Origin of the sequence: Streptomyces lydicamycinicus, from assembly GCF_000829715.2 — a bacterium.
GTDB lineage: Bacteria > Actinomycetota > Actinomycetes > Streptomycetales > Streptomycetaceae > Streptomyces > Streptomyces lydicamycinicus.
On record NZ_BBNO01000001.1, the window covers coordinates 213,587 to 233,391 of the forward strand.

The following is a 19,805-nucleotide window of genomic DNA, read 5'->3' on the forward strand; positions in this document are numbered from 1 at the left end:
GGTCATGAGCGAGTCGCAGCCCACCCAGCCCGGTCAGCACGATCGGAACGATCAGTACGTCCTCACCCTGTCCTGCCCGGACAAGCAGGGCATCGTGCATGCCGTGTCCAGCTACCTCTTCATCACCGGCTGCAACATCGAGGACAGCCAGCAGTTCGGCGACCACGACACCGGGCTGTTCTTCATGCGGGTCCACTTCAGCGCGGACGCCTCGGTGAGCGTCGACAAGCTGCGGGCCAGCTTCGCGGCGGTGGGCGACTCCTTCGGCATGGACTGGCAGATCCACCGGGCCGACGAGAAGATGCGGGTCATCCTGATGGTGTCCAAGTTCGGGCACTGCCTCAACGACCTGCTGTTCCGCTCCCGGATCGGCGCCCTGCCGGTAGAGATCGCGGCCGTGGTCTCCAACCACACGGACTTCGCCGAGCTGGTCGCCTCGTACGACATCCCCTTCCATCACATTCCGGTCACCCGCGACACCAAGGCGCAGGCCGAGGCGCAGCTGCTGGAGCTGGTGGCGGCGGAGAACGTCGAGCTGGTGGTCCTCGCCCGCTATATGCAGGTGCTCTCCGACGATCTGTGCAAGGCGCTGTCCGGCCGGATCATCAACATCCACCACTCCTTCCTCCCGAGCTTCAAGGGCGCCAAGCCGTACCACCAGGCGCACGCCCGCGGGGTGAAGCTCATCGGTGCCACCGCGCACTATGTGACCGCCGATCTCGACGAGGGCCCGATCATCGAGCAGGAGGTCGAGCGGGTCGGTCACGAGGTCACGCCGGACCAGCTCGTGGCGATCGGCCGGGACGTGGAGTGCCAGGCCCTGGCGCGCGCCGTGAAGTGGCACAGCGAGCGCCGGGTGCTGCTGAACGGCAGCCGGACGGTCGTCTTCGCGTAGGCGGAACGGCCTCCGGACGGTCGTCTTCGCATAGCGCGGAACGGCCTCCGGTCGGTCGTCTTCGCATAGGGCGGAGCGGCAGCCGGGCGGTCGTCCTGGGCGGAGGGCCTCCGGGGCGGCGTCCTCACGAGCGCATTCGCCCACCGCCCCGGAATACCCTCCGCACCCCTCACGTTGTGGGCCCCGAGGGGGCGCTCGGACCCCCTACGGGACATGTTCGACCGCCCCCTACTGGCGAGCCTCTACGGGCCGCCCTCAGAGGCGGGACAGCGACGCGGTCGCGAAGAGCACCTCGCGGATCGCGTCGCGTTCGCCGTCCTGGCCCGCGGCGGCCTCCTCGGGGGAGATATGGCCCGCGGCCAGCTGGCAGAACTCGGCGCTGTCCAGGGCGATATGCGCGACGGTGCGCTCCGGGGTGCCCAGCGCGGCCGGTGAGTCCAGCGCTATGTACCAGTGGCCGCCGCCGTTGCCCTCGACCTCCAGATGGAGCGTACGGCCCGGGGCGCCCGCCTCGACCAGCCGCTGCGGCGGCGCGGCGAGCCCGGCCCGGCGGCGGTCGGCCAGCGCACTGGGCAGCAGCCGGGCGGCGAGGTCGACCATCTGGTGGAGATGTCCGGAGGCCGGCGGCACATACGGGTAGTCCACCGCCTCCGCGATATCGCCGGCGTGCACCCAGTACTCGAAGGCGCGGTCCAGGAACGAGTCGCGCAGCGCGAGCCGGAAGTCGCCGTACGGGACGGCGAGTTCGGCGACCCTGCTGCCGGCGAACGACACCTGCCGCATCAGCGCGTAGCTCTGGTCGCGCCACGGGGCGTGGACCGTGAGCGGACGCTGCGTCTCGTGTGCCGCGCGCCAGAACGTTTCCGTACGGATGAGGGGGTCCGGGGTGCCGGGCGGGGCGGCGGTGCCGAGCGGGTCGGTCAGCCCGAGGGCCGTCGCGACCAGGCCGTCCACCGCCATCAGATGCCCCATGACTCCGGCGACGGTGGTCTCCCGCTCGACCGGACGGTCGCCCTCGAACCAGCGCAGCCGCACCGGAGCACGCCACTCCGCCTCGCCCATGTCATGCAGCAGCGCATCCAGCTTGGCGGTCTCCGCGTCGTACGGCGCCGCCCAGTCGGGCACCGGGATACGGGCCGGCCGCCGGCCCAGAGCGCCCTCCAGGACGCGGGAGCGCAGCAGCGGATCGAGGTCGAGGCTGTCGGCGGGGTGCAGCAGCCCGACGGCATCGCGCAGCCGCAACGCCTCGTCCGCGCAGGAGGCGCAGTCGGTCAGATGCGCCTCGACGGCGGCGGTCTCCTCGGCGGAGCAGGCCGCCAGCGCCCAGGCGCCGAGCAGCGACTTGAGGACCCGGTGCGGCGGGGCGGGATCCGGGTCCGGAAGCGGCTGGGGCGCGGCGGGCGGCTCGGACCCGGGCCCGGCCTCCGGGAGGGTCTCGACGGTGTCGCTCGCCGGGTCGTGGGCGGGCACCGGCGGGGCGTCCGGAAGGGGGCCGTGGTCCTCGACTGCGGAGCGCGGGGAGGGTATCCGCGGCCGCTCACCGGGGCTGCCGGGCAGCTCGCGGCCGTCCCACTCGTCGGGGCCCTTCACCGCGACCGTCCATGGCCCGGACCGGGTGGTGCGGAGGATCCCGGGCCGGTGTGCTGGGAGTGCGACGGCAGCGGGCCGCGGGGAGCGTGCGGCCCCGGTGGCGCGGTGGGCGCCGCGGGGGCGGAGCGCGGGCCGCGGGCGGTGTACGAGGCGCGGTGGCCGGGCGGCAGGGCGTGGTGGTGATGGGCGGTGGAGAGCAGTTGCAGGCCCAGGCGGAGCCGGCGGCGGGCCTCGTCCTCGGTGACGCCGAGGTCGGCGGCGGTCTGGCGGTAGTCCCGGCGCTGGAAGTACGCCAGCTCCAGCGCGGCCCGCAGGGGCGCGGGCATGGACGTGACGATGTAGTCGGCGCGGGCGGCGGTGGAGGCCTCGCGGATCTTCTGCTCTATCTCGGCGGGCGCCGGGGCACCGTCTCCGCAGTCGCGCGCCGAGGCCACTTCGGTCTGGCGCAGCCGCTGGACGGCCTGATGGCGGGTGACACCGGCGATCCAGGAGCGCAGCGGGCCCTGCTTGGGGTCGTAGGAATCGGGGTGTTCCCAGATGTAGGTGAACACCTCGCGGGTGAGGCGGTCGGCGGCGTCCTCGTCGTCCAGGACACGGTGGGCGAGGCTGTGCACGAGCGAGGCGAAGCGGTCGTAGAGCTCGCCCAGCGCCGCCGCCTCGCCGTGGGCGAGCCGCTGTTGCATCCGCCTGTCCCAGCGCGGTGGCGCGTCGTGTCCCATTGGAACCCCATCCCTGCCCGTCGCCTCCGGGCTCACTCCTCAGCCGTCACTTCCGCACGCGCACGCACACCCGGAGCTGTACGCACGCTCACAGAAACCACCGTGCTACCGAATGTAATGCGCGGGTCTGACAACGCACGCTCCTTTGCGGCAAACCGAGCCCCGACGGGGACGGGGGTGGTAAGGACCTCACCACGGATGGCCTCGCTTTGTGGCGATACTGCCCGATCGGAGCCGATCGATGCCGATCGTTCGTGTCCACATACGGTGATGTGTTATCCGTGTGTGACCAGATGTCGGCGAAAAGGTGCGGCCGCTGGGGCATAGCCTTAGGCCGACTGTCTGTTGAGCCGGGGATTCGGAAGAGTTTCAGGGGAGAGAGGCCGGGCAGTCGAGGCGGGGAAGGATGAGTTCCGGATGCAGCCGGGCCCATCCGGTCCGAAAGCGAGCGAAAGGCTTCGAGCGCGTGTCGTTGAAGGTGGCAGAGGACGAACAGGGCCCGTGGGCCGTACTCCAGGTGTCGGGGGAGATGGACCTGGTCACGTCGCCCGCGGTGCGCCAGCATGTGCACGACGCGGTGGCGGATGGCCGGAGATCGGTCGTCCTCGACCTCTCCGAGGTGCGGTTCTGTGATTCCAGCGGTGTCGGTGTGCTGATCGCCGCCCGCCGTCTGATGCGCTCCTGTCAGGGACGGCTGCGGCTGATCCTCCCCGCGCAGGGCGCCGTGGACGGCTCGCACGTCAACCGGGTGCTGGCCGCCCTGGGTGTGCGCCGGCTCTTCGAGGTCTACCCGGACCTGCACACCGCCGTCGACGAGGCCGCCGCACCGCTCTCCGCCTGACCACGTCCGGGCACGCCTTCTGCCCCCGTACGCCCGCTCCTGCCTGATTCACCCCGCTCCGTACGGAAACTCCGCCCGTACGACGAAGCCGCCGTCGGAGGTATGACGCGCCTCCAGCGTCCCGCCGAGGCTCTGCGCGCGCTCGCGCAGCCCCACCAGCCCGTGCCCGCCCCCGGGAAGCGCGGGAACCGTCGCCGTCGCGTCCGGCGGCCCGTTGCGGATCTCCACCCGCAGCCCGTGCGCCGCACGGCTCTCCTCCGCCCGTCCGGAACCACCTGCCCGTCCGGAATCCTCGCCCCGCCCGGAGCTTTCGCCCCGCACCGTGTCCACCGGATCCACCCGTACCCGGACCCGCGCTCCCGGCGCGTGCTTGCGGATGTTGGTGAGCGCCTCCTGGACCGTACGGAACGCCGCCCGCTCCACCGTCTTCGTGCCGCTCGTCCCGGCCGCCACCGCGCCCTCGTACGTCACATCCAGCGCGCTCATCTCGATCAGCCGCGGCAGCTCCGTCAAGTCCGGCTGCGGCGCCAGCCGGTGCGCTTCCGCGGCCTCACCGCCGTCCGCCCGCAGCACGCCCACCATGTGCCGCAGCTCCTCCAGCGTCCGCACCGACAGCTCCCGGATCGTCCTGGCGCCCGCGCGCGCCGCCGGGTCCTCCGTGCTGACCTGCACCGCCCCCGCCTGGAGGCTGATCAGGCTGACCTGATGGGCCACCACGTCATGCATCTCACGGGCCAGCCGGGCGCGTTCGGTGGTCTTGACCCGGTCCGCGAGCAGCCGGTCCTCCCGGCGCAGGCTGCGGGTCAGGTCCTCGACGCGGGAGGCGAGTTCCTGGCGGGTGCGCACCAGCAGGCCCAGGGCGATCGGTGCGGCCGAGGTGACGCAGGCGTCGATCAGCACCAGGGTGTTCTCGCGGTAGACGGTGAGCTCGAAGTCGGTGATCGGATACGGGAAGAAGTGCGCGGCGATCAGCAGCACCGCACAGATGCCGAGCCGCGCCCGGCCGGGCCGGCGGACGGCCAGGGTGTAGAGCCCGATCATCGGCGCGAACCAGATGTAGCCGATGTAGAGCCCGGGGAGGGTGAAGAGGAACACCAGCAGCGGGAAGCGCCGGCGCAGCACCAGGGCCGCCGCCGCCAGCATCGAGACACCGACCTCCAGGTCGAGTTCGAGGCCGTTGACCAGCATCGCGTCGGCGATCGCCAGCAGCACCGGGACCACCACGGGAGCCAGGGCGCGCAACCGCCGCACCGGTGCCCCGTGCCCCAGCGCCCGCCCCTTCGCCTCCCCGCGGGCCACCGCCCGCCCCGCGCGGGCCCGCAGCCGGCTCCGCCCGCCCCGGGCCCTCACCACGCCCCCCGGGGATCGCCCGACACCAGGCCGGCACGGTCGGCGACGATGGCCGCCTGGATGCGGTTGATCCCGCCCAACTTCCCCAGCAGGGCGCGCACATGGTCCTTGACCGTACTGGGGGCGAGCCCCATTCGCCCGGCTATCTGGGCGTTGGCCAGCCCCTCGCCCAGCAGGGCGAGCACCTCCGACTCCCGCGGTGTCAGCCCGCTGACCGCCCTCGTCGCCGACGCCTGGTCCTCGGCGGTCAGATAGCCCCCGATCACCGCCCGCGTGACGCCCGGATCGAGCACGCTCCCGCCCTCCGCCAGCGTCCGTACGGCCCGTACGAGTTGCTCGGGATCGGAGTCCTTCAGCAGGAACCCGGCCGCGCCCTCACGCAGCGCCGCGGTCAGATACTCCTGGGCGTCGAAGGTGGTCAGCATCGCCACCGCGGGCGGCTCCGGGGCGGCGCGCAGCCCGCGCAGTACGGTCAGCCCGTCCACGTCCGGCATACGGATGTCCAGCAGCACGACATCGGCCGCACAGCGCAGCACGGTCTCCACGGCCTCGGCGCCGCCGCAGTCCGCGACCATCTCGATGTCCGGGGCGGTCCCCAGAATCATCCGCAGTCCCGATCTGACCAGCCGCTCGTCGTCCACCACAGCGACACGGATCACCGGCCGCCCCTTTCTCCTTCGCACCCACCCGCATCCGCGGAACCGCCCGGCGCTGCGCGATTCCGTTCCCCTGTCACCCGGGCCCGCCCTGCGACGGATCCGCACCCCCGCCGAGCGGCGGGGGTGATCCCGCGACCTCTGGAGGATGCCGCGGGGGGTTCCCCACGGGCAGAGTGGTTCTCATGCTGCACCACTGAAGAGGCCCCGAGCCCAGGACGCGGTGCAGTTCACATCGGCGGCCGCCGCGACCCCCACACGCGGCGGCCGCCTTTGGCGTGCGGGGGCGGTTCGGAGGGGGATCTCCCCCGCACCGCCGGAGCACGGCCTGTCACCCCCTCAAAGCCGCTGGTGGAGCAGGTACCCGGCGTGGTGGCGAGCGTCGCCGAAACGTGGGCCACCGGTCACGGCGTCGTCGACGGATGTCCTCGCGGGCAGGCATAAAATCGGATGAAATCGGCGCGTGGGTGCGGAACACTCGGGCCGGCCGATGAGTTCTGCCCTGCCTGTCGGTCTCTACCGACAATCCACCGCCCATGTTCGTGCCGACAGCCCCTGGCTGCGAGGCGACTGTGACCAGGAACCCCAGCGAGGTGCTGCCGTGACAGCTGCAATCCAAGAACGACCTGCCGCGAAGGCGGGCCGCATACCGACCGTGGTGCGGCTGCTGGTGCTCGCCACGTTCGTGGTGATCCTGAACGAGACGATCCTGGTCAACGCCATTCCGCGGCTGATGGACTCGTTGCACATCACCGAGCAGTCGGCGCAGTGGGTCTCCACCGCGTTCATGCTGACCATGGCCGCCGTCATTCCGGTGACCGGCTGGTTCCTCCAGCGGGTCACCACCCGCCAGGCCTACGCCATCGCGATGGGCGTGTTCCTCGCGGGGACCGCGCTGTCCGCCGTCGCGCCCTCCTTCGAGGTGCTGCTGCTGGGCCGGATCGTGCAGGCCGCCGGCACCGCCGTGATGATGCCCCTGCTGATGACCACGTTGATGATCGTGGTGCCCGAGCACGACCGCGGCCGGGTGATGGGCAACGTCACCCTGGCGATCTCGGTGGCGCCCGCGCTCGGACCCGCCGTGTCCGGACTGGTCCTCCAGCTCGGCTCGTGGCGCATGCTGTTCGTGGTCGTCCTGCCGATCGCGGCGCTGGTGACCCTGTTCGGGCTGCGCAAGATGGACAACATCGGCGAGCCGCAGGTGAGCTCCATCGACTGGCTCAGCGTCTCCGTGGCGGCGCTCGGCTTCGGCGGTCTGGTCTACGGTCTGAGCCTCCTCGGCGAATCCGGCGACAGGGTCGGGCTCGGCATCGGGATCGTCGTCGCCGGAGTCGCGGCCATCGCGGTCTTCGTGGTCCGCCAGCTCAAGCTGCAACGCACCGGCGTGCCGCTGATGGACCTGCGCACCCTCAAGCACCGCACCTACGGCCTTTCCCTGGCCCTCATCTCCGTCGGCTTCCTGGCGATGCTCGGGTCGATGATCCTGCTGCCGCTCTACCTCCAGAACATGCGCGGACTCAGCCCGCTGGAGACCGGCCTGCTGGTCATGCCGGGTGGTCTGGCCATGGGACTGCTCGGACCGACCGTGGGGAAGCTGTTCGACCGGTTCGGCAGCCGGCCGCTGGTCCTGCCCGGCTCGATCGGCATGGTGCTCTCCCTCGGCGGCTTCACCCAGGTCTCGATGACGATGCCGTACTGGCAGGTGCTGGGACTGCACACGCTGCTGATGGTGAGCCTGGCGGCGACGTTCACCCCCGTCTTCACGCTGGGCATGGGCGCGCTTCCGCCGCATCTGTACTCGCACGGCAGCTCGATGCTCGGGACGTTGCAGCAGGTCGCCGCGGCGTTCGGGACCGCGCTGGTGGTGACCGTGATGTCCGCGCGCAGCGGTCATCTGGTCGCCGACGGCGTCGCCGCCGCGCCCGCGGCAATGAGCGGGATGAAGCTGGCCTTCGGCGTCGCCGCCGCCCTCACCGTGGTGACGATCGTCGTGGCCGCGAAACTGCCGCGCCGGATCGCCGGCGCCGATGACGCCCCGGACCACGACAGCGCCGCGGAGCAGCCCATCGGGTCATGAGGGCCCATCGGGTCATGAGGGCCGGGCGGAGCTCAGTCCCCGGGCTCCGCACACCACGGCGCAGGCCGCCCGCCGGCCCGCGCGTCCCTCACAGCCACCCCTCCCGTCCCACCGCCGCCGTCCGGACCCCCTCCGGGCGGCGGCCGTCGTACGGGCCGATGCCGCGGCCGGTGGCCAGGACGACGACCGAGGTCATGGCGGCCAGGCCGTAGGCCGTCGTGGCCATGGAGAGGGCGCCCTCGGTGGTCTCGAAGGAGCGGTTGAAGAAGTCGGAGACGGTCAGCCAGACCACCGTCCGTACGGTCATGTACAGCTCCAGCGCCGCGAACACCAGGAGCGCGCCCCGGACTTCCCGGCGCCCCCGGAGGGCCAGCACCCCGAGGATCAGCAGGACGAGCACCGAGCCGACGGTGGTGAACTCGGCGGACGCGGCGAGATCGAGGGCGCCGAGCACCGAACCGTCCACGACCCCGCGCAGATAGCGGCCGGTGTCCGTCCCGGTGGCGGTCATGTCGCGGACCGCCCAGCCGAGTTCGGCCAGCGCCATGACGAGGAACAGCACCCCGCAGATCCGGGACAGGCGGCGCCACTGGGCCTCGGGACCGGTGGCGCCGGCCGCGGGCGGCGGGGCGTCCTGCTGCCGCTCGGTGGCCGGGAACATCGAGAACAGCACGACCAGCGCCACCACCACCCCCAGCCCGCGGGTGGCGAGCGCCCAGCTGCCCAGCGGGTCGTTGGTGTACTGGTGGCGGTAGGCGGCATGGAGCAGGCCCACGCCCTCGCGCAGCGAGAGGGCGAGCAGTACGAAACCGGACAGCAGCGCCGCGGAGCGCGCCACCCGCCGCTGGGCCAGCATGAGCACGGCGATCACCAGGAACGCGGCGGTGAAGGCCCATTCGTACGGGCCGAGGATCTGGGTCGTGGGGGAGGCGCCCGGATTGAACAGGCCCTCGACGAAGTCCCAGGTGCTGCCGTCCCCTTGGGTGATGCCGAAGACCGTCCAGGCGCCCAGCACTCCGGCGTACAGCGTCAGGCACAGCCCGGTGGCGAGGTAGGCGCCGCTGTGCTCCGGGGCGGCCCGGCGCGGATCGGGCCCCGGGCGGACATCCACCGTTCCACCGTCCTGCATCACCATGACCGACCCCCGATCCGCCTCTCGTGGCCGCCGTACCGGCAGTTCCCGTACAACGGCCTCACTGTGTCAAGGACGGCGGGAGAGCCGGTGGAGGTTCCACCCCGTGTCGTCCGGCTCCCGCCCGGTTGATCAGCGCACATACCGGGCCGTGGCCGCGATGAAGTCCCGGATCCCCTGGCGCGTGGTGGCCCGCAACGCGGTGAGGGTCTCCCGGTCGCGGGCCCGGTGCAACTCCGTCGTCGCCGACATCACCTGCTCGCTGCGGTCAAGTATTTCTCGGTCATCGGTCACCATCTGGGCCCGGAACATGGCCTCTTGGGCGCTGTAGCGGGTCTTGTACACCTCCTCGCGCAGCTCCGGGGTGTCCTCGCCGCCGCGGCCGCCTTCGTGCAGCACGAACCAGCGGTGGACGAGCACCCGCCGGTACTCCAGCAGCGCCCCCGCGTAGGCGCAGTACGCGTCGATCCGCTCCTGCCGCAGCCGCTCCGCGCGGGCGAACCCCTCGCTGCGGTCGGCCGCCCGGCGCTGGAAGACGTGGGTGATTCCGGAACCCAACAGGGTGCCCAGGACGGCCACGACGCTTGCCACAACTGCCTCCATGAGGGCAGTGGATCACAGCGGACCAGGTCAGCGGCAGGGTGCACATGACCATGGCCGGACGAGGGGTGCCGCCCCTGCCGGAAGGGCGGCCGTGCGGCAAGATGGGGCCATGGGGATCTTCGGGGGCGAGGGCCGACTGATCGGTGGCCGGTACCGCCTGGGAATACGGCTGGGCCGCGGCGGAATGGGAACGGTCTGGCGGGCCACCGATGAAGTGCTGGGACGTCAAGTAGCGGTGAAAGAACTGCACTTGGACGAGGGAACGGCCGAACCCGAGGCGCGGGTGCAGCGTGAGCGGGCGATGCGGGAGGCGCGGACCGTCGCGCAGATCAAGCATCCCAATGTGATCGTCGTGCATGACGTCGTCGAGCAGGACGGCCGGCCGTGGATCGTGATGGAACTGGTGGAGGGCGCGTCGCTGGCCGACCGGCTCCAGAGCGGCGGACCGGTCGCACCGCGCGAGGCGGCCCGGATCGGCGTCGCGCTGCTGGGCGCGCTGCGCGCCGCGCACACCCGCGGGGTGCTGCACCGTGACATCAAACCCGCCAACGTCCTGATGGAGTCGGGCACCGGCCGGGTCGTGCTCACCGACTTCGGGATCGCCCAGGTGCCCGGCGTCACGACGCTGACCGACACCGGCGGCTTCGTCGGCTCGCCCGAATACACCGCGCCGGAGCGGATGGCCGGGCGCGGCACCGGCCCCGAGGCCGACCTCTGGTCGCTCGGGGTGCTGCTGTGCGCGGCGCTCAGCGGTGCCTCGCCGTTCCACCGCGACTCGTTGGGCGGGGTGCTGCACGCGGTGGTGTACGACGAGATCGAACTCCCCGAATCCGCCCGCCCGTTGCACGCCGTGGTCGACGGTCTGCTGGACCGGGAGCCGGAGCGGCGGCTGGGTGTCGCCGAGACGGAGCGGATGCTGCGCGGCTATCTCCAGTCGGGCCGCGCCCCGGAACGCGGGCCGGGCGGGCCGCCGGGACACGGGACCGGTCGCGGTCACGGCGGCCACGGCGGCCACGGTGGTCATGGAGCTCATGGCGGTCACGGCGCCGGTGCAGCGGGGCTCGCGGCCGAGGCCGTGGCGGGCGGCCCGTTCCCCGGCGGCCCGAACACCCCGCGGTACCACGGGCCCGACGTCCACGCCCCCTTGTACGACGTCCCCGGCGGCGGGCTGCCCGGTGAACCCCCGCCCGGCGAGCACCCGTCCGGTGAGGACCCGCCGGTCGCGGGTACGCCGCCCCCGGGCCCGGCCGCGGCCGGCCGTACCCCTGCCGGGGGCGCCGGAAGACCCGGTGGCCGCACGGGCGGCCGCACCCCGGGCATGCCGATCCGGGACGCGCTCGACGACCGGGCACTGGCCGCGGCCGCCCGCCCGCACACCGGCCGTGCCCGCACCGCCCTGCTGGTCGCCCTCGCGGCGGTGGTGATCGGCGGCGCCGGTGCGGGCATCGCCGTGCTGCTGATGAACCAGGGCGGAGCCGACCACGGCACCGGCACGGGCGGCCGGCCCAGCCGCTCCCAGCAGGCCTCGGACACCGCGCCCTCGAAGGGCGGCGGCTCCGGCACGGCGGAACCCACCGTCACCGCGCCACCGGCCGCCGGAGGCACCGCGAAGGTCCCGGCCGGCTACCGCCTCGTCCGCGACCCGGCCGGCTTCGCACTCGCCGTCCCCGAGGGCTTCACCCGGTCCTATGAGAACGACCGCGTCTACTACTACTCCCAGGGCAAGCGGTTCCGGATCGGCGTCCAGCTTCAGCAGCCGGTGCCGGAGGGACCGCTGGGCGCGATGCGCGCGGCGCACGCCAAGGGCCCCGCCGATTACCGCGGTTACCGCCAGGGGCAGGTCACCGAGACCACCCACAACGGGCTCCAGGCCGGACTCTGGGAGTTCGTCTGGGACGGCAGTGCCCAGGACGGCGGCGCGCGGTACACCTACGACCTCAGCTGGGACGAGGGCGGCCGGATGATCGATGTGTGGATCTCCTCCCCGGTCGCCTCGCGCACCGAGGCCAAGCGGCACTTCGACACCGCGGTCGACGCGTTCCGGCTGTCCGGGACGTGATCGCGGGCCGTCCGGTCGTCCCAGACCAGCGCCCTTGCGGCCAGCGGACGCTGGCACGATTGTGCGTGCCGCGTGAAAACTCATTACTGCCGGGTACACAAAGCGCCGGGGGAGGAATACGCTCGCCCGCATGACGGACTCGCAGGACACCGGAACAGCTGCCGCCGCCGCGGAGGCCCCCGCCGAGGCCTCCACGGACGCCCCCGTGGCCACCGCGCCCGAGGGGGCCCCTGCCGGAGGCAACCCGGTCGCCCCCGCCCCCGCGGGCGCCCGTACCGCGGCGGAGGTGGTCACCCCCGAGATCGCCGCCAGGCTCAGTCGCGGTGTAGTGGGCAGCGGCCGTACCGCCAACCACACCCCCTTCACCGGGGAGAAGCTGGCCGACCTGCCGGAGTCCACCCCCGAGGACGTCGCCACCGCCTTCGAGCGCGCCCGCGCCGCCCAGGAGCGCTGGGCGAAGGTCCCGGTCAAGCAGCGTGCCGCGGTCCTGCTCCGCTTCCACGACCTGGTGCTGCGCCGCCAGGCCGAGGTGCTCGACCTGATCCAGCTGGAGACCGGCAAGGCGCGGCTGCACGCCCACGAGGAGGTGCAGGCGGTCGCCGTCACCGCCCGCCACTACGGCCGCAAGGCCCATGCCTACCTCAAGCCCAAGGCCCGCACCGGCGTCGTACCGACCCTCACCAAGGTCACCGAACTCCGCCAGCCCCGGGGCGTCGTGGGGCAGATAGCCCCCTGGAACTACCCCTTCGAGCTGTCCGTCGGCGATGCCCTGCCGGCCTTCGTCGCGGGCAACGCCGTCGTCATGAAGCCCGACACGGAGACCGCGCTGACCGCGCTGTGGGCCCGTGAGCAGCTCATCGAGGCCGGGCTGCCGGAGGACGTCTGGCAGGTCGTGATCGGCGAGGGCCCGGTCGTCGGCCCCGCCGTCGTCGCGCACGCCGACTACGTCTCCTTCACCGGCTCGACCCGTACGGGCCGCGAGGTCGCCCAGGGCGCCGCCGCCCGGTTGGTCGGCGTCTCCCTCGAACTCGGCGGCAAGAACGCCATGTTGGTGCTCCAGGACGCCGATGTGGAGAAGGCCGCCGCCGGCGCCGTCCGCGGCTGCTTCTCCTCCGCCGGCCAGCTGTGCATCTCCATCGAGCGGCTCTACGTCCACGAGTCCATCGCCGATGACTTCCTCCAGCGCTTCGCCGCCCGGACGAAGGCGATGCGGCTGGGCAACGCCCTGGCCTACGGCGCCGACATGGGCTCCCTGGTCGGCGAGCGCCAGCTGGAGACCGTCACCCGCCATGTCGAGGAGGCTGTCGCCAAGGGCGCCACGCTGGTCGCCGGCGGCCGCCCCCGCCCCGACATCGGCCCGCTGTTCTACGAGCCGACCATCCTCGACGGCGTCGAGGCCCCGATGGCGGTCTGCGGCGAGGAGACCTTCGGCCCGGTCGTCTCGATCTACCGCTTCCGTGACGAGGACGAGGCGGTGGCGCTCGCCAACGCCACCCCGTACGGGCTGAATTCCAGCGTCTGGACCAAGGACGGCCGCCGCGGCCGCGCGGTCGCCGCCCGGCTGCGGACCGGCACCGTCAACGTCAATGAGTCCTACGCCGCGGGCTACGGCAGTGTCCAGGCGCCGATGGGCGGCATGGGCGACTCGGGGCTGGGCCGCCGGCACGGCTCCGAGGGCATCCTCAAGTACACCGAGGCACAGACCGTCGCCCAGCAGCGGCTGATGCCGCTCGCCCCGTCCTTCGGCATGACCGACGAGAAGTACGCACAGTTCATGAGCCGCAGCCTGCGCGCGATGAAGGCGTTCCGACTCCGCTAACCAAGCAGCAGGGAGAGCCAGTGCCCCAGGAGAACTCTGCCCGGAAGCAGGACGGCAACGGCGACCGGGAGGCCGCCGACGCCCCCGCCGCACCGGACGACGGCTATGACTACGACGTGCTCGTCGTCGGCTCCGGCTTCGGCGGCTCGGTCTCCGCACTGCGGCTGACCGAGAAGGGCTATCGCGTCGGTGTCCTCGAAGCCGGCCGCCGCTTCACCCGGCAGACCCTGCCGAAGAACTCCTGGGACATCCGCAACTATCTGTGGGCGCCGGCACTCGGCTGCTACGGCATCCAGCGGGTGCATCTGCTCGGCAAGGTCATGGTGCTGGCCGGCGCGGGCGTCGGCGGCGGCTCGCTCAACTACGCCAACACCCTCTACGTCCCACCGAAGCCGTTCTTCGAGGACCGCCAGTGGGGCGATATCACCGACTGGCAGGAGGAGTTGGCCCCCTACTACGACCAGGCCAAGCGGATGCTGGGGGTCCGCCTCAACCCGACGATGACGCCCTCCGACGTCCACCTCAAGGAGGCCGCGGACAAGATGGGCGTCGGCGACTCCTTCCATCTCGCGCCGGTGGGGGTGTTCTTCGGGGACGGCGAGGACGCGGACGGGACCTCGGAGGCGGCACCGGGCGCGGAGGTCCCCGACCCCTACTTCGGCGGCCAGGGCCCGGCCCGTAGGGCCTGTACGGAGTGCGGCGAGTGCATGACCGGATGCCGGCACGGCGCCAAGAACACCCTCAATGAGAACTACCTCCACCTCGCCGAGCGGGCCGGCGCCGTCATCCACCCGATGACCTCGGTCGTCACCGTCACCGAGGACTCCCGCGGCGGTTTCGCCGTCGCCACCCTCCCCACCGACAACAAGCGCAAGGGCCGGGGCCGCACCTTCACCGCCCGCCGGGTCGTCCTCGCCGCCGGCACGTACGGCACCCAGACGCTGCTGCACAAGATGAAGGACAGCGGACTGCTGCCCGGCATCTCCGGCAGGCTGGGCGAGCTGACCCGGACGAACTCCGAGGCGCTGGTGGGCGCGCAGACCGACAACCGCCGCTACCGCAAGCGGCACGGCACCAAGGCCGACTTCACCCGCGGGGTCGCGATCACCTCGTCCATCCACCCCGACGCCCACACCCATATCGAGCCGGTCCGCTACGGCAAGGGCTCCAACGCGATGGGCGCGATGTCCATCCTCCAGGTGCCCGTCGACGGCCGCGGCTCCCGCGCCGGCCGGTGGGCCGCGAACTGTCTGCGGCATCCGCTGCTGCTGCTCCGGTCGCTCTCCAACCGCCGCTGGTCGGAGCGCACCATCATCGGCCTGGTGATGCAGTCGCTGGACAACTCCCTGACGACCTACCGCAAGCCGGACGGCCTCGGCAAGGGCCTGCTCACCGCCCGCCAGGGCCATGGCGCACCGAACCCCGAGCAGATCCCCGAGGCCACCGAGGCGGCCACGCTGCTCGCGCAGGAGATCAACGGCTTCGCGGGCAGCAATGTCGGCGAGCTGATGGGGACGCCGCTGACCGCGCACTTCCTGGGCGGCTGCCCGATCGGCGCCGACGCCGACCACGGGGTCATCGACCCGTACCACCGCCTCTACGGCCACCCGGGCATCTCGGTCGTCGACGGTGCCGCGGTCTCCGCCAACCTGGGCGTCAACCCGTCCCTGACCATCACCGCGCAGGCCGAGCGTGCGATGTCGCTGTGGCCCAACAAGGGCGAGGCCGACCCGCGCCCCGCCCCGGGCCGGGCCTACCGCCGGCTGGCACCGGTCGAGCCGGTCCGCCCCGCCGTCCCCAAGAAGGCGTTCGGCGCGCTGAACCTGCCCTTCCTGGCGGTCCCGCCGGTCCCGCCGAAGAAGTCGCTCTCCTAGAGCGTCTCCTGCGCACGTACGACGGAGGGCCGCACCCCGAACCGGGTGCGGCCCTCCTTCGCTGCGCTCGCCGTTACGCGGCGGCGCCATCCGTCTTGCGGCGACGGACCACGAAGATCGCGCCCGCGCCCACGACCATGGCGACCCCGCCCACGAGGCCGAGGGTCGGCAGCGCGGAGGAGGCACCGGTCTCGGCCAGGTTGCCGGTCACCGGCAGCTTGTCCATACCGTCCTTCGGCTTACCGGTGTTGACCGGCTTCCCGCCGCCCTGCGTACCGGGCTTGTTGCCGGGCTTACCGGGCTTGGCCGGCGGGATCTCGCCCGGGTTGCTGCCGGCCGACAGGATGGTGAAGTCGTACCACTGCTCCTCGGACCAGCCGCAGGAGCCGTCCTGGTTCTGGTAGTCGCCCGCCACCAGCGCGAAGCCGTCACCGGGCGTGGCGCCCTTGTCGGCACGGATCCGCATCTTCAGCTCGGCGGTCTGGTGCGCGTCGAGCTGGAACCAGCCGAAGTACTCCCCGTCGGTCCACTCGTCGAACGAGGTCCACTTGCCGGTGTCCGGGTTCTGGTACTCCAGGTCGAGCTGCGACTTGGGGTGGTCCATGTCGCCGGTCGGCACCGCGTAGATGACCGGGTAGACCTCGTCCAGCGTCCGGTCCGTGGTGTTGGCCAGCTGCACGCTGAAGCCCTTCCAGCCGCCGCCCGCGACGAGCTTGGAGGGCAGGTGGGCGACGGTCACCTTGATGGCGGCGTCATCGACCGTGCACTCGTCCTCGTCACCGGGCTCGCCCGGCTCGGTGGGCTTGGCCGAGGTGGAGGGCTTGGGCGAGTCACTCGGCTTGGTGTCGCCGCCGGGGGTGGCCGGGGTGGTCGGCCCGGTGCCGGCACCGCCCCCGGTCTCCTCGCCGGGCTTGGTGTCGTCGCCGGGGATGGTGTCACCCGGCGTGGTGCCGTCCGTCGCGTTCTCGTCACCGGCGTCCGGGGTCTCCGGCTGCGTGGTGGGCGCGTCGGTCTGCTCCGAGCCAGGGGTGCCCGGCGTGGGCTCGGCGCTCGCGGTGGACTCGGTCTCGGGGCCGGTCGCGTACGCGGCAGGCGCCGCCAGCAGGGCGGCGGGGGCTATGACGGCCGTCGCGGCGGCAGCCGTCAGGGCACGGCGAAGCTTCATCGAGAAGACCTCTCGGGTCCAAAGTGCCGGTTTCCGGCACAAGTGGTTGCGGGCCGTCGCGGTGGGGCGCGGGATGGCCGTGCGATTGCACGTACATGACCGGCCATGGCCGAAAAAGGTTGTTCACTCAACCAGAAACGCCACCGTGATGCCGGTCACATCTGTCACAGCAGCCTCACAGGCTTCACAAAGGCAGTGCACAGCCTTCGCTCGACGGCGGGCGTGCGCCGGGCGCACCCCGGGCACAGCGAAGGGCCCCGGACACCGTCCGCGAGGGGGGTTGCGGACGGCCACGGGGCCCTTGGCTTTCGGTGCCGGCGTCAGGGCAGCGCCGGCACCGAGGGGCGGCGCTGGGGGGGGGGTAGCGCCGCTGGCTTTCGGGGTGGTGCGCGATGGTGCCAAGCCCGCGACGGTCGGACCAGTGGCAGTGCACAGTCCCCACCGGATGCGGTGCTTCGTTCGTCAAGCATCGTCCTGGATACGCCTCACCTGGCGCAACCATTTCGACCGGATGCGGTCGGTCCCGGGCGTCCCCAGGACCGACCACCCCATCGGATGTGACCGGGCTGCTGTCCCCTGCTGACCGGCCACGGCACGGAGCGAGGTCCCACGACGCGGGCCGCGGCTGGCGGCCGGCGTCTCATCGCTCCGGGTTTCCGCCCGTGGGGCGGCGTCTACGCGTAGTCGTGCAGGCCGCGCCTGGCTGGCGTGGCACCGGGAACAACGAAGCCTCGCAGCGGCCGGTCACGCGCCGTACGGGTGAGTCGGCAACCGAACTCAGATCCGGCAGCTGCGCCGGGGCGCGTGCGTTCCTTCACGCGCCTGCCCGGCCGCAAAACCGACCGCACACCAGCCAAAACTGGCCACGCCGCTGGTCCCTGTCGCCTCAGATCTGGCCCCGGGACAGCTCCAGCAGCGTCATCGCCAGCGCGGTGCCCGGCTTGCCGAGCTGGTCGCGGTAGTGGGCGAGGATCTCCATCTCGCGGGCGAGGTTCACCCGCCGTCCGCCGGAGGTGACGCGCTCGTGCTGGATGACGGCCGAGACGGCCATCCGTTCCTGGACGAGGCCGATGATCCGGCCGTCGAGATCGTCGATCCGCTGCCGGGCGTCGATGATGATCCCGGCGGCCTCGGGGGAGCGGGCGCCGGTGTCGGGGGCGGTGCTGGTGGGGGTGCTCATGTCCGTATCTCCTGGGGTGAGTGGCCCCGGAGCCGAAGGCGGTCCGGACAGACGCAGGCGCCCCGGACCTTGTCGGCCCGGGGCGCCTGGGGAGGTGCTCGTCAGTGGATCAAGCAGCACGACCATGGCAGCCGGTTGGGCCGGTGCCATAGGTAAAGACGAAGGTCAGCTGCTTGTTCATGGGGCTCAGTATGAGCCCGTTAGAATCGAAAGTCCAACCCCTGCTCCACACCGCCGGAAGGCCGCCGAAGTGCCATCAGCGCCCCCTGCCGCTGCCCCGGACGTCGTCCTCGTAGTCGACTTCGGCGCACAGTACGCCCAGCTCATCGCCCGCCGGGTCCGAGAGGCCCGGGTCTACAGCGAGATCGTGCCCTCCACCATGCCGGTGGCGGAGATGCTCGCCAAGAACCCGAAGGCGATCATCCTCTCCGGCGGTCCCTCGTCGGTCTACGCCGAGGACGCCCCCAGCCTCGACCGCTCGCTGTTCGAGGCCGGTGTCCCGGTCTTCGGCATGTGTTACGGCTTCCAGCTCATGGCCACCACCCTCGGTGGCACCGTCGACAACACCGGCGCCCGTGAGTACGGCCGTACCCCGCTGACCGTCTCCCGTCCCGGCTCCACCCTGTTCGAGGGCACCCCCGCCGAGCAGTCGGTGTGGATGTCGCACGGTGACGCCTGCTCCGCCGCCCCCGAGGGCTTCACGGTCACCGCGTCCACGGACGTGGTCCCGGTCGCCGCCTTCGAGAACGACGAGAAGAAGCTCTACGGCGTCCAGTACCACCCCGAGGTCATGCACTCCACGCACGGCCAGCAGGTGCTGGAGCACTTCCTCTACCGCGGTGCGGGCATCGAGCCGAGCTGGACCACCACCAGCGTGGTCGAGGAGCAGGTCGCCGCGATCCGCGCCCAGGTCGGCACCAAGCGCGCGATCTGCGCGCTGTCCGGCGGGGTGGACTCCTCGGTGGCCGCCGCGATCGTGCAGAAGGCCATCGGCGAGCAGCTGACCTGCGTCTACGTCGACCACGGCCTCCAGCGCAAGGGCGAGTCCGAGCAGGTCGAGAAGGACTTCGTGGCCGCCACCGGCGTCCAGCTGAAGGTCGTCGACGCCGAGGAGCGCTTCCTGACCGCGCTGGCCGGGGTCAGCGACCCCGAGCAGAAGCGGAAGATCATCGGCCGGGAGTTCATCCGGGTCTTCGAGCAGGCCCAGGCCGAGCTGGTCGCCGAGGCCGGCGCCGAGGGCGAGGAAGTCGCCTTCCTGGTCCAGGGCACGCTCTACCCGGACATCGTCGAGTCCGGCGGCGGCACGGGCACCGCCAACATCAAGTCGCACCACAACGTCGGCGGGCTCCCCGACGACATCGAGTTCCAGCTCGTCGAGCCGCTGCGCCAGCTGTTCAAGGACGAGGTCCGGATGGTCGGCACCGAGCTCGGGCTGCCCGACGCGATCGTCCAGCGCCAGCCGTTCCCCGGCCCCGGCCTGGGCATCCGCATCGTCGGCGAGGTCACCAAGGAGCGCCTCGACCTGCTGCGCGAGGCCGACGCCATCGCCCGCGAGGAGCTGACCGCGGCCGGTCTGGACCGCGAGATCTGGCAGTGCCCGGTGGTCCTGCTCGCCGATGTCCGCTCGGTCGGCGTCCAGGGCGACGGCCGGACCTACGGCCACCCGATCGTGCTGCGCCCGGTGTCCTCCGAGGACGCCATGACCGCGGACTGGACGCGGATGCCGTACGAGGTCCTGGCCCGGATCTCCACCCGCATCACCAACGAGGTCGCCGAGGTCAACCGCGTGGTCCTCGATGTCACCAGCAAGCCCCCGGGCACCATCGAGTGGGAGTGATCCCACCC

15 protein-coding genes are annotated in these 19,805 nt (G+C 72.1%); 7 read left to right on the top strand and 8 right to left on the bottom strand.

What is annotated here, in order from left to right; translation table 11 throughout:
- Positions 1-4 precede the first annotated feature (4 nt).
- Complete coding sequence (gene purU, locus TU31_RS00945; protein WP_042147371.1) at positions 5-895, top strand: formyltetrahydrofolate deformylase; 891 nt, start codon at positions 5-7, stop codon at positions 893-895.
- 255 nt (positions 896-1,150) lie between these two features.
- Here the strand turns inward: purU and TU31_RS00950 are convergent, their stop codons facing one another.
- Complete coding sequence (locus TU31_RS00950; protein WP_042147374.1) at positions 1,151-2,485, bottom strand: zf-HC2 domain-containing protein; 1,335 nt, start codon at positions 2,483-2,485, stop codon at positions 1,151-1,153.
- On the bottom strand, positions 2,482-3,204 hold the full coding sequence (locus TU31_RS00955; protein WP_042147377.1) for an RNA polymerase sigma factor: 723 nt from the start codon (positions 3,202-3,204) through the stop codon (positions 2,482-2,484). The genes TU31_RS00950 and TU31_RS00955 overlap by 4 nt, the downstream gene beginning before the upstream one ends.
- Positions 3,205-3,670: 466 nt before the next feature.
- On the opposite strand from TU31_RS00955, the gene TU31_RS00960 reads away from it, so the two are divergent.
- Complete coding sequence (locus TU31_RS00960; protein ID WP_042147378.1) at positions 3,671-4,045, top strand: STAS domain-containing protein; 375 nt, start codon at positions 3,671-3,673, stop codon at positions 4,043-4,045.
- 48 nt (positions 4,046-4,093) lie between these two features.
- Here the strand turns inward: TU31_RS00960 and TU31_RS00965 are convergent, their stop codons facing one another.
- Positions 4,094-5,344 carry a sensor histidine kinase gene (locus tag TU31_RS00965; protein WP_042147381.1) on the bottom strand — a complete coding sequence of 417 codons (1,251 nt, stop codon included), beginning with the start codon at positions 5,342-5,344 and terminating at the stop codon, positions 4,094-4,096.
- A gap of 47 nt (positions 5,345-5,391) precedes the next feature.
- The gene (locus tag TU31_RS00970) at positions 5,392-6,054 is read right to left on the bottom strand and encodes a response regulator (RefSeq protein WP_042147384.1); all 663 of its coding nucleotides are present in this window, start codon (positions 6,052-6,054) and stop codon (positions 5,392-5,394) included.
- 598 nt (positions 6,055-6,652) lie between these two features.
- Here TU31_RS00970 and TU31_RS00975 point away from each other — a divergent pair.
- Positions 6,653-8,128, top strand: a complete 1,476-nt coding sequence (locus tag TU31_RS00975; protein WP_042147387.1) for an MDR family MFS transporter — start codon at positions 6,653-6,655, stop codon at positions 8,126-8,128.
- An 88-nt stretch (positions 8,129-8,216) separates the two neighbouring features.
- On the opposite strand, the gene TU31_RS00980 is transcribed toward TU31_RS00975, so the two are convergent.
- Both TU31_RS00980 and kilB read right to left on the bottom strand, forming a co-directional pair.
- Entirely contained in the window at positions 8,217-9,263 is a 1,047-nt protein-coding gene (locus TU31_RS00980; RefSeq protein WP_042147390.1) for a hypothetical protein, read from the bottom strand.
- A gap of 129 nt (positions 9,264-9,392) precedes the next feature.
- Positions 9,393-9,851, bottom strand: a complete 459-nt coding sequence (gene kilB / locus TU31_RS00985; RefSeq protein WP_306304247.1) for a plasmid transfer protein KilB — start codon at positions 9,849-9,851, stop codon at positions 9,393-9,395.
- Between the two features lie 121 nt (positions 9,852-9,972).
- Between kilB and TU31_RS00990 the strand changes: the two genes are divergently transcribed.
- The 3 genes from TU31_RS00990 (at position 9,973) to TU31_RS01000 (ending at position 15,615) form a co-directional block, all read left to right on the top strand.
- Positions 9,973-11,922 carry a serine/threonine-protein kinase gene (locus TU31_RS00990; protein WP_042147397.1) on the top strand — a complete coding sequence of 650 codons (1,950 nt, stop codon included), beginning with the start codon at positions 9,973-9,975 and terminating at the stop codon, positions 11,920-11,922.
- 130 nt (positions 11,923-12,052) lie between these two features.
- A complete protein-coding gene (locus tag TU31_RS00995; RefSeq protein ID WP_107070595.1) occupies positions 12,053-13,741 on the top strand; it encodes a succinic semialdehyde dehydrogenase in 1,689 nt (562 codons plus the stop codon).
- Between the two features lie 20 nt (positions 13,742-13,761).
- Entirely contained in the window at positions 13,762-15,615 is a 1,854-nt protein-coding gene (locus tag TU31_RS01000; RefSeq protein ID WP_042147399.1) for a GMC oxidoreductase, read from the top strand.
- A gap of 73 nt (positions 15,616-15,688) precedes the next feature.
- Here the strand turns inward: TU31_RS01000 and TU31_RS01005 are convergent, their stop codons facing one another.
- Both TU31_RS01005 and TU31_RS01010 read right to left on the bottom strand, forming a co-directional pair.
- Entirely contained in the window at positions 15,689-16,780 is a 1,092-nt protein-coding gene (locus tag TU31_RS01005; protein ID WP_042147403.1) for an LPXTG cell wall anchor domain-containing protein, read from the bottom strand.
- Positions 16,781-17,666: 886 nt separating this feature from the next.
- Positions 17,667-17,960, bottom strand: coding sequence for a chorismate mutase (locus tag TU31_RS01010; protein WP_042147408.1), 294 nt, complete (start codon positions 17,958-17,960; stop codon positions 17,667-17,669).
- A 250-nt stretch (positions 17,961-18,210) separates the two neighbouring features.
- On the opposite strand from TU31_RS01010, the gene guaA reads away from it, so the two are divergent.
- Entirely contained in the window at positions 18,211-19,797 is a 1,587-nt protein-coding gene (gene guaA / locus TU31_RS01015; RefSeq protein ID WP_042147410.1) for a glutamine-hydrolyzing GMP synthase, read from the top strand.
- Positions 19,798-19,805: the final 8 nt, after the last annotated feature.

What these genes read in the sequence shown, in the direction of transcription:
- TU31_RS00990 (WP_042147397.1), top strand. Translation starts at nt 9,973, where the DNA reads ATGGGGATCTTCGGGGGCGAGGGCCGACTGATCGGTGGCCGGTACCGC.
- TU31_RS00980 (WP_042147390.1), bottom strand. Translation starts at nt 9,263, where the DNA reads ATGGTGATGCAGGACGGTGGAACGGTGGATGTCCGCCCGGGGCCCGAT.
- TU31_RS01005 (WP_042147403.1), bottom strand. Translation starts at nt 16,780, where the DNA reads ATGAAGCTTCGCCGTGCCCTGACGGCTGCCGCCGCGACGGCCGTCATA.
- TU31_RS01010 (WP_042147408.1), bottom strand. Translation starts at nt 17,960, where the DNA reads ATGAGCACCCCCACCAGCACCGCCCCCGACACCGGCGCCCGCTCCCCC.
- purU (WP_042147371.1), top strand. Translation starts at nt 5, where the DNA reads ATGAGCGAGTCGCAGCCCACCCAGCCCGGTCAGCACGATCGGAACGAT.
- TU31_RS00995 (WP_107070595.1), top strand. Translation starts at nt 12,053, where the DNA reads ATGACGGACTCGCAGGACACCGGAACAGCTGCCGCCGCCGCGGAGGCC.
- TU31_RS00955 (WP_042147377.1), bottom strand. Translation starts at nt 3,204, where the DNA reads ATGGGACACGACGCGCCACCGCGCTGGGACAGGCGGATGCAACAGCGG.